Source organism: Pauljensenia sp. UMB3104, from assembly GCF_030217285.1.
GTDB lineage: Bacteria > Actinomycetota > Actinomycetes > Actinomycetales > Actinomycetaceae > Pauljensenia.
The window spans coordinates 14,694-27,998 of sequence record NZ_JASONN010000009.1 but is presented as its reverse complement, the minus strand read 5'-3'; the positions used below and the strand labels follow the sequence as shown (position 1 = coordinate 27,998).

Here is a 13,305-nt window from a genome sequence, read left to right as displayed (position 1 = left end):
CATGTACGACGGCGCCCTGGCCGACCTCATCGATCAGTTTGGGCAGCTGCCCGGCATCGGCCCGAAGTCCGCGCAGCGCATGGCCATGCACGTCCTGGACGCGGAGCCCGAGGACGTCGCGCGCCTCGTCGACGCGATCAACGCCGTGCGCGGGCGCGTGCGCCACTGCGACATCTGCGGCAACCTCACGGAAGAGGACGAGTGCTCCATCTGCCGCGACGTGCGCCGCGACCCCAGCGCGATTTGCGTCGTGCAGGAGTCCAAGGACATCCAGGCGATCGAGGGCGCGCGCGTCTTCCGCGGGCGCTACCACGTCCTCGGTGGCGTCATCGATCCGATCCACGGGGTTGGGCCCGACCAGCTGAACATCGCCTCGCTCATGAGCCGCCTGGCCGACGGGACGGTCACCGAGGTCATCCTGGCGACCAATCCGAACGTCGAGGGCGAGGCGACGGCCGCCTACCTCGCGCGCATGCTCTCCACGATGGGCGTCGAGACCTCGCGCCTGGCGATGGGCCTGCCCATGGGCGGCGACCTGGAGTACGCGGACTCGGTGACGCTGGGCCGCGCGCTCGAGGGGCGCCGCCGCCTCTGAGCCGTCATAGACGAGGCCCGGGCTGCCTCGCGCTCACGACGCGCCGGCGGGGTCGGCCTCGCGTTTTGTATTCGAGCGGGTGGGCGCTCGTCTGTGCTGGTGCCCTCTGAGGCTGCGACCTGCGCTGTTTACTGTCTCGTGGGCCGCGTGTTGCGCTCTCTGTGACGCACGTGTGACACAATCGTAGGGACCGCGCTGCGAGAAGACGAGGAGGCCATGATGGCGACCCAGGCGAGTTCAGGCGCGCCCCGAGTGCTGGTTGTTGACGATGAGGCGATGCTGGCGGACTTGCTGTCGCAGGCGCTGCGTCATGAGGGCTGGGAGACGGCCACGGCAAAGGATGGGTTGGACGCGTTGGCGAAGGCGCCGAGCTTCCACCCGGACGTCGTGATCCTTGACGTGCAGATGCCGCGCATGGATGGCTTGGAGGCGCTGGAGCGTCTGAGGGCTCGCGATCCGGAGCTGCCGGTCCTGTTCCTCACCGCGCGCGACGCGGTCGCCGACCGCGTGCAGGGATTGCGTGCGGGCGCGGACGACTACGTGACCAAGCCTTTCGATCTGGACGAGGTGGCGGCCCGCGTGGAGGCGCTGCTGCGCCGCGCGGGACGCACCCAGCAGGCGGCTTCGACGGTCCTGCAGGTCGCGGATCTGACCCTCGATGTGGACTCCCACGATGTGCGTCGTGGCGGGGAAGAGATCACGTTAACGAACACTGAGTTCGAATTGCTCCGGTATCTCATGGAAAACGCTGGAATTGTGCTGTCGAAGCAAAAAATTCTGGATGCTGTCTGGAGCTACGATTTCGGTGGCCAGGTGAACGTTGTCGAGCTGTACATCTCGTATCTGCGCAAGAAGATCGACGCGGATCGTCCGGCCCTTATCCGCACGGTGCGCGGCGCCGGTTACATCATGCGGGAGCCGCAGTGACGCGGCGGCCGTCCTTGGCCGGGCGCCTGTCGCGCGCCTTGGCTGCGTGTGTGGCGCTCGCGCTGATCGTCATGGTGGCGGCGTCCACGCTGGTGATGCGCTCCTGGATGCTGGGCAACATGGATTCCGAGCTGCATCGTCTCTCGCAGCGCGCGGGCGAGCACTTGGACGTTGAGGACGCGCCAGATGATGGGGTGGGTGCGCACGACGATGCCGACGACGACTCCGACGAGGGCGGTCGCGCGGTCCCGCAGTCGGGCGGGCGCGCGCCTCGTCCCGGTGGACCTGTCGTCCCCGGCGGACCCAAGGGGCCTGGGTTTGGTGGTTCCGGCATCGCCGAGGGCACCCTCCAGTACGTGAGCGAGGACGGCGAGGCGGCCGGTGCGGTCGTCTCCAACTTCTCGGTGACCTACCTGAATGAGCCCGCACTGGCGATCCTGGCCGCGGTGCCGACGGATGGCGCCCCGCGCACCGTGCGTCTCAAAGAGCTGGGCGCGTTCCGGGTGACCTCCCAGGTCGTGGGCGATAAGACCGTGCTCGTTGGCGTGCAGATGGACAGCGTCGACGACGTGGTCTTGATGCTTGTCGCGGTCGAGGTTGGCCTGTCCCTCGTCGTCGCGATTGCGGCCGGGTTCGCGGGCCGGGCGTGGGTGCGCTGCGAGCTGCGCCCGCTCGGGGTTGTGCGCGCGGCCGCCGCGGACATCGCGAGCCGCGACCTGGCTGACGATGCCGAGGACCTCACGCGCGTCGGTGAGGAGGCCACCTCCGGCCCCGTCGAGGTCGCCGACGTCGCGGGCGCGCTCAACTCGATGATTGACGCGGTCGAGGACGGCATGGAACGTCGCGCCCGCAGCGAGGCGAAGCTACGCCAGTTCGTCGCCGACGCCTCCCACGAGCTGCGCACGCCGCTCGCTTCCGTGCAGGGGTACGCGCAGCTCGCGCGCCGCGACATTGACGAGGCCTCCCGGACTCAGGCGCTCGAGCGCATCTCCTCGGAGGGGGCGCGCATGGCCTCCCTCGTGGAGGAGATGCTGACGCTGGCTCGCCTGGATGGAAACCGCGCGCTGAAACGGGACAATGTCGACGTTATCCCGCTGATACTGGACGCCCTGTCAGACGCGCACGTGGTCGCCCCCGACCACGCATGGGAGCTCGGCGAGGCCTCGGACATTCAGGTGCTCGGCGACGAGGCCGCCCTGCGCCAGATCCTCACGAACCTGCTCGCGAACGCCCGCGTGCACACGCCTGCGGGCACACGCGTCACCGTTTCTCTCTCCCGTGCCCCCCAGGGGGTGGAACCCGCGAAGGACGCCCCTGCCTCGTCGATGGTGAGGATCCGCGTTGCCGACGACGGTCCCGGTATTCCCGCCGAGATCCGCGACCGCGTCTTCGATCGTTTCGTGCGCGGCGACTCCTCGCGTACCCGCGACGGGCACGGCTCCTCGGGCCTGGGAATGTCGATCGTCGAGTCGCTGGCGCGAGCGATGGGCGGGTCCGTGCGCCTTGCGGACGCCGACAAGGGGACCGTCATCGACGTGACATTGCCCGCCGCCTGAGCGCCCCCGTGCGTGGGCGACCGAGAGGGCGCTGACCAGGAGCGTTGCAATTCCGGGCCTCACGTGCCCCTGTGTCCTGGGTCGCCCCGGCGCGTCCCATGTCACCCGCGCCCACATGCCGGTCGTTCCCAGCGCGATGCCTGGTGGGCCGTAGGATTGTTGTGGTGGCGTGCGCCACCCGAATACGTGCGTATCGGCACGTACCGACAGAAATGAGGCTCAAGTGGCACTGATCGTGCAAAAGTACGGCGGTTCTTCCGTCGCCGACACCGAAGCCATGAAGCGCGTCGCCCAGCGCATCGTGGACACGCACAACGCGGGACACCGCGTCGTCGTCGTCGTATCGGCGATGGGCGACACGACGGACGACCTGCTCGACTCGGCCGCAGCACTCACGGACAACCCGCCCGAGCGCGAAATGGACATCCTCCTGTCCGCCGGCGAACGCATCTCCATGGCCCTCCTCGCGATGGCCGTCAACGAGCTCGGCGTCGAAGCCCGCGCCTACACCGGCGCACAAGCCGGCATCAAGACGGACAGCCACTTCGGCGCCGCCCAGATTGTCGGCATGGTCCCCGAGCGCGTCGCCCGCGCCGTCAAGGACGGCCAGGTCGCCATCGTCGCCGGCTTCCAGGGCATCTCCAAAGACGACGACGTGACCACGCTCGGCCGCGGCGGCTCCGACACGACCGCCGTCGCCCTCGCCGCAGCCCTCCACGCCGACGTGTGCGAAATTTACACCGACGTCGACGGCCTCTTCTCCGCCGACCCGCGCATCGTCCCCAAGGCCCACCGCCTGCGCACCCTCACCCAGGAAGAAACCCTGGAAATGGCCGCACACGGCGCCAAGATCCTCCACCTGCGCGCCGTCGAATTCGCCCGCCGCTACGGGGTCCCCCTGCACGTGCGCTCCTCGTTCTCCGAAAAGAACGGCACCTGGATCTCCGACTCCCCCGCAAACCCCGAGCTCAAGGGCCTCGTGCCCGACGCCGCCCTGAAGTCCCCAGAGGAAAACGCCATGGAAAAGCCCGTCATCTCCGGTATCGCTCACGACCGCTCGCAGGACAAGATCACCGTCACCGACGTGCCGAACAGCCCCGGCGTCGCCGCCCGCGTCTTCGCCGTCGTCGCCGAGGTAGGCGCCAACATCGACATGATCGTCCAGAACCTGCCGATCTCCGACCCCACGAAGGCCAACATCACCTTCACCCTGCCCGAAGGCGACGCGCAGAAGGCCCTCGACGCCCTCGAAGCCCACCACGATGAAATCGGTTTCAACGAGCTGCGCTACAACCCCAACATCGGCAAGCTCAGCCTCGTCGGCGTCGGCATGCGCACCAACCCCGGTGTCTCCGCGCGCCTCTTCTCCGCCCTGTCCGACGCGGGCATCAACATCGACCTGATCTCCACCTCCGAGATCCGTATTTCCGTGGTCACCCGCCTCGAGGACCTCGACCGCGCCGTGAAGGCCGTCCACACTGCCTTCGGCCTCGACGCCTCCGAAACCGAGGCCGTCGTCTACGGCGGAACCGGCCGCTGATCGTTCATCGACGAGGCCCGGGTCGGCTCCGTTATTTCCGCCCGGTTCCGGGGACCTGAGAACGAGCCCCGGCCTCGTCCCCATAGATTTCACCCAGCGTTCGCCCCGTCGTATGGGCGCGCGCACCAACAAAGGAGAACACCATGAGTGGTTTCAATGTCGCCGTCGTCGGTGCCACCGGCCAGGTCGGCCGAGTCATGCGCACCCTGCTGGAGGAGCGGGGTTTCCTGGTCGAGACGATTCGCTTCTTCTCGTCCGCGCGCTCCGCGGGCCAGACCCTGCCCTGGAAGGGACAGGACATCGTCGTCGAAGACGTTGCGACGGCCGACTACTCCGGCATCGACATTGCCGTGTTCTCTGCGGGCGCCACCGCCTCGCGCGAGTACGCCCCCAAGTTCGCGGCCGCCGGCGCGGTCGTCGTCGACAACTCCTCCGCGTGGCGCAAGGACCCCGAGGTTCCGCTCGTCGTCTCCGAGGTCAACCCCGACGACGTCGACAACCGCCCCAAGGGCATCATCGCGAACCCCAACTGCACCACCATGGCCGCCATGCCCGTCCTCAAGCCCCTCGTCGAGGCTGCCGGCGGCATCAAGCGCCTCTTCGTGTCCTCCTACCAGGCCGTCTCCGGGTCGGGCCGCGCCGGCGTCGCCGAGCTGACCAGCCAGATCGAGGCCGGCGTGAAACAGGACCTCGCGGGCCTCGCCCTCGATGGCCGCGCAGTCACCCTGCCTGAGCCTGCTGTCTACGTTGCTCCCATCGCCTTCGATGTCGTGCCGCTCGCCGGCTCCATCGTCGATGACGGTTCTGAAGAGACCGACGAAGAGCAGAAGCTGCGCAACGAATCGCGCCGCATCCTGCACACCCCGGACCTCGCCGTGTCCGGCACGTGCGTGCGCGTCCCCGTCTACACCGGCCACACCCTCACCATCCACGCCGAGTTCGCCGGCGACATCACGCCCGACCAGGCGCGCGCCCTGCTGGCCGACGCTCCCGGCGTGCGCGTCGTCGACGTCCCGACCCCGCTCGAGGCCGCCGGCCGCGACGAGGTCCTCGTGGGCCGTATCCGCCAGGATCAAGCTGTTGACGGCAAGCGCGGCCTCGTCCTGGTCGTCTCCGGCGACAACCTGCGCAAGGGCGCTGCTCTCAACGCGGTCCAGGTCGCCGAGGTGGTGGCCCAGCGACTGCGCTGAGTGCTTGAGTTCTCGACCGTGCTGAGTGCTTGCACTCTCGATTGTGTTGAGTGTCTGATCTAGTCGCGTGAACGCGCGGCGGCCCTGGCGGGCTGCCGCGCGTTTGCGTTGCTTGTGGCGCCGCTGGTGTTCCGGGCGCCGTCGGGCCCGGCCGCTGTGTGTGCCGGTGGGCGGCGGCCCGCCCGCGAGCCGTCCGCGCCGCGAGCTTCGCTCGGAGTGGTCGATCTCGAGGCCCGGCCAGGCCCCGCCGCCGCCCACGGGCACCGCAGCCAGGCCCTCCGGCCCCGCCACCGCCCACCAGCACTGCGGCCAGGCCCACCGGTCCCTCCGGCACCGCGGCAGGTCCCTCCGGCGCCCTCCACACCGGCGGCATTTACGTTGCAGGGTGTAGCCTGGCGCGTCGACTCGTTGTCCGGCCAGGCCTCGTCTCCATCAACGCTGGGACCGCACCCAATTTCGCACGTAATTCCCTCGCAGGTACTTCAAATCATGAATTGGCGTCGTTGCAATTGCAACGTTTGTGGGCGGTCTCCAAAAGTGACCGTAGGAAATTATGTGCGACTTTTGTTTAGTCCTGGCCCTGCCGCCGCCCTCTGATCCTGTCTCGCCAGTTTCGCATGCAATTCCCTTTTGACTATTTCAAATTTTGAATTCACATCGTTGGAATTGCAACGTTTCTGGGCTTTGTTGAAAGTTCACGCAATCGAATTGCATGCGGAATTGAGGGAGGGGCGCATTGGTGGGTGAGGTGGGGTGTTGGTGCGTGACTTTTTTCGCCCTGCTCGACCTGTTGGTGGTGGAAGCGGTACAAAGTTCTCCCTGCTGGCGCAAAATGGGCCGAAAAGGGATATTTCGGGCGTGCTGGGAGAGTTTTGTACCGGTGTTGCCCGCTGGGCTGCGTGCTGGGAGAGTTTTGTACCGGCATCGGCCCCGCGTGCGGTACAAAGTTCTCCCTGCTCGACCTGTTGGTGGTGGGAGCGGTATAAAGTTCTCCCTGCTGGCGTAAAACGTGCTGAAATGGGCCATTTTGGGGGTGCTGGGGGAGTTTTGTACCGGTGTCGCCCGCTGGGCTGCGAGCTGGGGGAGTTTTGTACCGGTTCGGCCCGCGAGGGCCGCGTGCTGGGGGAGTTTTGTACCGGGTGCGCGCCCACAAGGCTGCGTGAGGGCGCGAGTGGAAGGTAGAAGAGTGCGTGGCTGGCCAGGCGTGCCTGTCGCGGAGGCACAACATAACCGCCCGGCGTGTAGCCGGGCGGTGGTGGAGCGGGCGACGGGAATCGAACCCGCCTCTGAAGCTTGGGAAGCTTCCATTCTACCGATGAACTACGCCCGCAATTCATCGTCCCGAAGGAATCGACCCGTCGATCATATCGTCACGCCGGATGGGCGCGCAACTGGCGCCGCTGGAGTTTGAGGTGGGGCGCTTGGAGGCTGGGTGCTGGCGGAGTGTCGTGGCAGGTCTGGCGTGTGGACAGCTGTGCAACCTGCGCAAGCTGGTGGCGGTTGGGATATGGGGAGGCTAGGAACGGTAGCGGGTGTATGGATATATGCGCAACTGACGCCACTTGCAGGTTCGATAAGGAAGATAAGGAACAGGCGCCGCCAGGTGCACGCCGCTGGCGTCTGCCGTCCAGAACCGGCGTGCGCTCTCCCTCCAGATACACTGGGCTCGCCTGACTGATTGGAGTTCCCATGCCTCGTCCCGTGGTGGCCGCCGCGATCGTCGATTCGCTGAGTGCGCCCACGAAGCTGCTCGCCTGTTCGCGCACCTACCCGCAGGAGCTGCGCGGCCAGTTCGAGCTACCCGGCGGCAAGGTCGAGGATAATGAGGATCCAGTACAAGCCCTCGCGCGCGAAATTGAGGAGGAGCTCGGCGCGCGCCTCACCATGGGTGAACGCGTGTGCCCGGAGGGCGGCCAGTGGTGGCCGATCCTGGGTGGACGCGTTATGGGCGTGTGGCTCGCTGAGGTTGCATCGAACTCGCAAGAGCCGCGCGTGGGCGCGTCGCACCTTGAGGCCCGGTGGGTGCCTCTCGCGGACCTGGGTGACCTGCCGTGGATCGTCGCAGACTTCCCCATCGTCGAGGCCGTGGTCGCCCGCTGCGCTCGCTGAGGACGGGCAACCGGCGCGCAGCCATAATTTGACGACACTAAGGGGAAAGATGTCAGAATAAGCGCATGCCGAAGATTATTGGGGAGTCCCTTGCCTCTCACCGCGAGCTGACTCGCACGCGCCTGTTCGAGGCCCTGGGGTCGCTCATGGGCGAGCAGTCCTTCGAGTCGATCACGATGAGCCAGATTGCGGAGCGTGCGGGTGTTGGCCGCACGGCGGTTTACAACCACTTCGCGGATAAGGAGGTGCTCCTGCTCGCCTACATGCGCGAGGTCACGGGAGAGTTTGCGCGTGTGCTGACTCAGCGCCTCGAAGCCGAGCCGGATCCCCTCATGCGCCTGCGTATCTACATTCGCTCGCATCTGCAGATGATCGGCCGCTACCACGTGAAGGCTGGCATGAGTCTGCGCCGCCACATGTCCGGCCAGGGCGCCTCGCACCTGCATGATCATGCGGGTGTTGTGGGTGAGGTCCTCATCGGCATCCTCGACGAGGCCATGGAGCGTGGGCTGATCGCTCAGCAGAATACGCTCGGTGCGGTTCACCTGATTCACGCGACGCTGCAGGGGCAGCGTCTGCCGCAGGATCCGGAGCATCGCGAGTCTGCGCTCACGCTGGTGGAGACGTTCATTTTGCGAGGCTTGGGCGCCTCGGAGGAGAACGTGCGCCACGTCACGACCGCGGATCTTCCCTCAGGGGAATAGTGGGCGCGCCGCGCCCGTTGAATAAGACAGTTCACGCGTGGGCATCAAGCCTGCGCCTCGACCACCGTCGGGTTAGCCGGCGACAACAGGAGAATCATGGCTACCGTTACTCTCACGCAGGAGAACTTCGAGCAGACCGTGTCCGCCGGCGGCATTGTGCTGGTGGATTTCTGGGCGACTTGGTGCGGCCCGTGCCGCCAGTTTGGCCCCATCTTCGAAGAGGCTTCCGAGAAGTACCCGGACATCGTGTTCGGCAAGATCGACACGGATGATCAGCAGCAGCTGGCGATGGCCGCGCAGATCACGTCGATCCCGACCCTCATGGCGTTCCGCGACGGCATCGCGGTGTTCCGCCAGTCCGGCGCTCTGCCGCTGTCCGCGCTCGAGGATCTGATTTCGCAGATCCAGAACCTGGACATGGATGACGTGCGCAAGAAGATCGCCGAGTCCGAGCAGGCCTGAGCGACACAACGTGGGGAGGGCCCCGAGGTATGACGCCTCGGGGCCCTTTCGTCTATGAGCGTTGGTGCGTGCGCCACTCGCGCGCCAATCACGCGTCACTCACGCGCCGCTCACGCAGTGATCGCTCGCGGGAGGCGGCGCGTGATGAGTTCGTGGTCGGCGTGGTCGCCCACCATGAAGGAGTAGTCGCCGACGATCTCGAAGCCGTGGCGCGCATAAAACCGCTGCGCCCCGTAGTTTTCGCTCCACACGCCGATCCAGATCGTGCGCGGTCCGTCGCGCTCGAGCCAGTCCAGCGCGGTGCGCAGCAGCGCGGTCCCGCGGCCCCCGCCCTGGTGTCCCTGCAGGATGTAGAGGCGCTGAACCTCGCCGTCGCCGGGTGCGACGTCGGGGTGGGGCAGGTGCGCCGGGCATGCGGTCACGTAGCCGATGGGGGCTTGTGAGACGGACGAGGTCGGGGCCTCGTCTCTGGGTTCGGGCGTGCCCGGGAGGTCGTCGGAGGAGAGCGTCGCCCTGGCCTCGTCAACTGGCTCGTCGAAGAGGAGCCATGTCGCGCGCTCGGGGTCGTTGAGCTCGGTGCGCAGGACGGTGGGGGAGTAGGCCTCGTCGAGGAAGGCCTCGAGGTCGGAGGGTGCGTAGAGGTGCCCGAAGGTCTGCGTGAAGCAGGTGCGCGAGAGGTGGGAGAGTGCCTCGGCGTCTGTGGGTGTGGCACGGCGAATCATGGCGGCCTTTCGTCGGTTTGTTCCCATCGTAGGGGGATGGAAGCGGGCCGCCCAAACGGTGGAACCGCCCCTGAGAAAACCCTGATAAGAAGCGGGAAACCTTGCTGCTTGAATGAGGCGCACCTTACAATTGAGCAACGCCGTTCATCGAAGGAGACGCACGTGGCACACAAGACCCGCACCGCCCAGGTGCTCGACGTTGTCAAGGTTCTGGCCTGGGTAGTTATCGCTATCTCCTTGGTGAAGTTCGCGTTCTTCCCGGCCGCTCAGGCGGACGAGAGCAGCGACGGGATGGACCCGGGCGGCAGCTTCGGGCAGATGACGACCGAGGTGGGCCGCGCCGACATCACGAACACAGTGAGCGTCACGGGGACGATCCAGGCGGACGAGCCGGTCGTCGCCCGAGCGACCCTGGACGGCAATGTCGTGCGCACCTTCGTCAACGATGGCGACAAGGTATCCAAGGGTGACTCCCTCGTCCAGATCCGCAAGGAAATCCCCGGCGAAACCCGTCAGGTCACCGACGAGGACGGCAACGTGAGCGTCGAGACCGCCGATCCGACGTACAAGTATGAGACGGTCGTGTCGCCCGGTGATGGGACGGTGTCGACGAGTGTGCTCGTCGGCCAGCAGTTCGCGATCGGCGACACGGTTGCGACCGTTGCCCCGTCGACTTTCTCCGCGGTCGCTTCCCTGAGCGCGGACCAGATGTACCGCCTGCAGGACGCGCCCTCGACGGCGACCGTCACTATCAAGAACGGTCCTGCGCCCTTTGAGTGCTCGGGTGTCAAGCTGGTGAGTCCGACCGGCAAGCAGCAGGATCCGAAGGCGAACGCGGGGTCCGATAACGGCACCTCGTCCTCGACGGACCTGAAGGCCCGCTGCGCGATCCCCGCAGATCAGACGGTGTTCGCGGGCCTTCAGGTGACCCTTGAGATGACGGCCGGCTCGGCGACGGGCGTCCTCGCGGTGCCGATCTCCGCGGTCGAGGGGCGCTACCAGTCCGGCTACGTCTACCTGCCGACCGCCGACCCGACGAAGCCTGACAAGCGCGCCGTCACCCTGGGTATCACCGACGGCAAGATGGTCGAGGTGAAGGAGGGATTGACGGAGGGCGAGGAGATCCTCGAGTTCACCCCGACCTCGAACAAGGACGATCAGGGCGACCAGGACGGTCCCTTGGGCGGTGCGGACTCCGGTCGGGCTGGCGGCGCGGGCGGCTCGAACGGCGGGGTGGGCGCGCAATGAGTCTCGTGTGCCTGCGGGACGTGACCCGCACGGTGACCCTGCCTGACGGGGAGGATCTGCACATTCTGCGCGGTGTCAATCTGGATGTCGCCGAGGGTGAGCACGTGTCCATCGTGGGTCGCTCGGGCACCGGCAAATCTACGATGCTGAACATCATCGGCCTGTTGGACGCCCCGACCTCGGGCATCTACGAGCTGGACGGCGTGGATACGACGCGCCTGGGGGAGGGGCGCCGCGCGCGCATGCGCGGAGAAGACTTCGGCTTCGTGTTCCAGCAGTTCAACATCTTTTCGGCGCGCACGGCGGCCGAGAACGTCGAGGTTCCCCTCCTGTACGCCCCCGGCCCGCAGCTGTTGCGCAGGCGCTCGATCGCGCTCGACATGCTGGAGCGCGTAGGGCTGGCCGATCGCGCCGACTCCTACCCGGGCGAGATGAGTGGCGGCGAGCAGCAGCGCATCGCGATCGCGCGCGCCCTCGTGCGCCGCCCGCGCGTGATCCTCGCCGACGAGCCGACGGGCGCCCTCGATCCGGACACGGGCCGCGTCGTCATGGCCCTCCTCGAGGAGGTCGCCCGCGAGTCCAACGCCGCGCTCATCGTCATCACGCACGACATGGCGGTGGCCGCGCGAGCCCAGCGCGCCTACGAGCTCTACGACGGCACGCTGCACGAGGTCGAGGACGCGTCTGCGCTCACGCAGCGCGCGGAGGCCGGGCACTCGGGCGACGAGGCCGGGGCGCGCAATGCGATACCGGAACCCCCGCCGGCGCCCGCCGACGACGAGGGAGCGCAGAGCGGCGAGGGTGTGCGGACTGATGAGGGTACGGGGACCCACGAGGACGAGCGGGCCTCGGACCCGGCGAGACCGCGGGAGGGGGAACAGTGAACGCTGTCAGCCAGATTCTCGGTGCGCTCATCGAGGCCTGGGGCGAGGTGAAGGTGCAGAAGGCGCGCGTCGTCCTCTCCCTCGTGGGCGTGGTCGCGGCCGTGGCCGCCATGACGATCGTCATTGCGCTCGGTGACCTGCTCCTGCAGTCCTCGCGCGAGTTGGCGGAACTCTACGAGGGACGCTCCGTCACCTTGCGCCTGACCCCCGAAAGCTCCTCGGCCTCGCCGGAGGGGCCATCAGGCAGCGGCCCGTACCAAGATGTGTCCGGGACGGGAGCCGATGCCTCGTCGAGTGGCGAGCAGAATGCCAAGCGCCCCGACGAGAAGGACACGATCGGGGAGGCCATGGCCACCCTGGCCGACAAGACGGACATTCACTACTGGTCGCGCTTTTCCAGCGGGGGTGGAGAGATCGTCGAAGCCCGCCAGGCCAGGGCCAGCGGACAATTCCGCGGCTACCCCCTGACCAAGGTCGGCGAGATGATCGACGGCGTCGCGTTCCAGGGCGTGGACCCCTCCTACGCGGTCATCTACCGCACCCGCATGCTGGCGGGACGCTGGGTCGAGAGCAGCGACGCCGACCAGCGCCTGATTCCCGTCGTCATCTCGCAGTCCCTCTGGGATCAGCTGGGGCGTGCCCCCATCGACCAGGTGCCGATCGTTCTGCACACGAGCGACGGCGTCGCGATGCGCGTCGTAGGCGTCACCAAGTCGAAGAGCTCCTACGACATGCCGACCGTGTTCGCGCACTACGACGCGGCGCGCGTGTCCTTCCCGCAGATGACCTCCCAGGCCATGATCGCGTGGGTGGGCACCGAGAACGCCGACCAGGCTCGCGAGAACCTGCCGCGCGCCCTGGCCTCGATCCTCGGCGAGGGCTGGCGGGTGTCCGTCTCCGGCGGCGAGCACGAGGACATCGGCGAGGAGCAGCTCGGCACGATCTCCAACGTCATCATGGTCATCGGCGGCATCATCGTGTTCCTGGGCGCCCTGGGCCTGCTCAACGTCGCCATCGTGACCGTGCGCCAGCGCGTGCGCGAGATCGGCATCCGGCGGGCCGTCGGCGCCTCCGCGGCGCGCGTCTTCTTCGCCGTCTTCATGGAGTCCGTCGTCGCGACCTTCGTCGCCGGTGTGATCGGCGTGGGTATCGCGGTCGTCGTCGTTCGCTTCCTGCCCCTCGAGGCCCTCGGCGTCACGCTTAGCGACACTCCGGCCTTCCCGGCCGGCGCCGCCATCGCGGGCGTCGCCATCTCCACGAGCATCGGCGCCCTGTGCGGGATTATCCCGGCGCTCGCGGCCGTGCGCATCAAGCCGATCGACGCGATCCGCTACTGACTGATCGACGAGGCCGTGGGTGCCTCCCGGG

The 13,305-nt window shown here is 67.3% G+C and carries 12 protein-coding genes and 1 tRNA gene; 11 read left to right on the top strand and 2 right to left on the bottom strand.

Annotated elements, in window-relative coordinates:
* Position 1: 1 nt before the first annotated feature.
* From recR to QP415_RS06070, 5 genes are all read left to right on the top strand, one after another.
* Positions 2-595 (top strand): recombination mediator RecR, encoded by a 594-nt coding sequence (recR, locus tag QP415_RS06090; RefSeq protein ID WP_285099386.1) that lies wholly within the window; start codon positions 2-4, stop codon positions 593-595.
* Between the two features lie 219 nt (positions 596-814).
* Positions 815-1,522 carry a response regulator transcription factor gene (locus QP415_RS06085; RefSeq protein WP_442953467.1) on the top strand — a complete coding sequence of 236 codons (708 nt, stop codon included), beginning with the start codon at positions 815-817 and terminating at the stop codon, positions 1,520-1,522.
* The gene (locus QP415_RS06080; protein ID WP_285099382.1) at positions 1,519-3,078 is read left to right on the top strand and encodes a sensor histidine kinase; all 1,560 of its coding nucleotides are present in this window, start codon (positions 1,519-1,521) and stop codon (positions 3,076-3,078) included. Before QP415_RS06085 ends, QP415_RS06080 begins: the two co-directional genes overlap by 4 nt.
* Positions 3,079-3,301: 223 nt before the next feature.
* A complete protein-coding gene (locus tag QP415_RS06075) occupies positions 3,302-4,618 on the top strand; it encodes an aspartate kinase (protein ID WP_016460534.1) in 1,317 nt (438 codons plus the stop codon).
* 143 nt (positions 4,619-4,761) lie between these two features.
* The gene (locus QP415_RS06070) at positions 4,762-5,808 is read left to right on the top strand and encodes an aspartate-semialdehyde dehydrogenase (protein WP_285099380.1); all 1,047 of its coding nucleotides are present in this window, start codon (positions 4,762-4,764) and stop codon (positions 5,806-5,808) included.
* 1,256 nt (positions 5,809-7,064) lie between these two features.
* Here QP415_RS06070 and QP415_RS06065 read toward each other — a convergent pair.
* Positions 7,065-7,138 (bottom strand) — tRNA-Gly (locus QP415_RS06065).
* Between the two features lie 359 nt (positions 7,139-7,497).
* Between QP415_RS06065 and QP415_RS06060 the strand changes: the two genes are divergently transcribed.
* The 3 genes from QP415_RS06060 (at position 7,498) to trxA (ending at position 9,083) form a co-directional block, all read left to right on the top strand.
* Positions 7,498-7,917: a (deoxy)nucleoside triphosphate pyrophosphohydrolase gene (locus QP415_RS06060; RefSeq protein WP_285099378.1), complete on the top strand. Its 420-nt coding sequence runs from the start codon at positions 7,498-7,500 to the stop codon at positions 7,915-7,917.
* A 65-nt stretch (positions 7,918-7,982) separates the two neighbouring features.
* A complete protein-coding gene (locus QP415_RS06055) occupies positions 7,983-8,621 on the top strand; it encodes a TetR/AcrR family transcriptional regulator (RefSeq protein WP_016460528.1) in 639 nt (212 codons plus the stop codon).
* A 96-nt stretch (positions 8,622-8,717) separates the two neighbouring features.
* Positions 8,718-9,083 carry a thioredoxin gene (gene trxA / locus QP415_RS06050; RefSeq protein WP_016460527.1) on the top strand — a complete coding sequence of 122 codons (366 nt, stop codon included), beginning with the start codon at positions 8,718-8,720 and terminating at the stop codon, positions 9,081-9,083.
* A 110-nt stretch (positions 9,084-9,193) separates the two neighbouring features.
* Here the strand turns inward: trxA and QP415_RS06045 are convergent, their stop codons facing one another.
* Positions 9,194-9,805 carry a GNAT family N-acetyltransferase gene (locus QP415_RS06045; RefSeq protein ID WP_285099432.1) on the bottom strand — a complete coding sequence of 204 codons (612 nt, stop codon included), beginning with the start codon at positions 9,803-9,805 and terminating at the stop codon, positions 9,194-9,196.
* A 162-nt stretch (positions 9,806-9,967) separates the two neighbouring features.
* On the opposite strand from QP415_RS06045, the gene QP415_RS06040 reads away from it, so the two are divergent.
* The 3 genes from QP415_RS06040 to QP415_RS06030 are packed head-to-tail and all read left to right on the top strand — an operon-like array spanning position 9,968 to position 13,274.
* A complete protein-coding gene (locus tag QP415_RS06040) occupies positions 9,968-11,053 on the top strand; it encodes an efflux RND transporter periplasmic adaptor subunit (RefSeq protein ID WP_285099376.1) in 1,086 nt (361 codons plus the stop codon).
* Positions 11,050-11,937, top strand: a complete 888-nt coding sequence (locus tag QP415_RS06035) for an ABC transporter ATP-binding protein (RefSeq protein ID WP_285099375.1) — start codon at positions 11,050-11,052, stop codon at positions 11,935-11,937. Before QP415_RS06040 ends, QP415_RS06035 begins: the two co-directional genes overlap by 4 nt.
* Positions 11,934-13,274, top strand: coding sequence for an ABC transporter permease (locus tag QP415_RS06030; protein WP_285099373.1), 1,341 nt, complete (start codon positions 11,934-11,936; stop codon positions 13,272-13,274). The genes QP415_RS06035 and QP415_RS06030 overlap by 4 nt, the downstream gene beginning before the upstream one ends.
* The last annotated feature ends 31 nt before the right edge of the window (positions 13,275-13,305 follow it).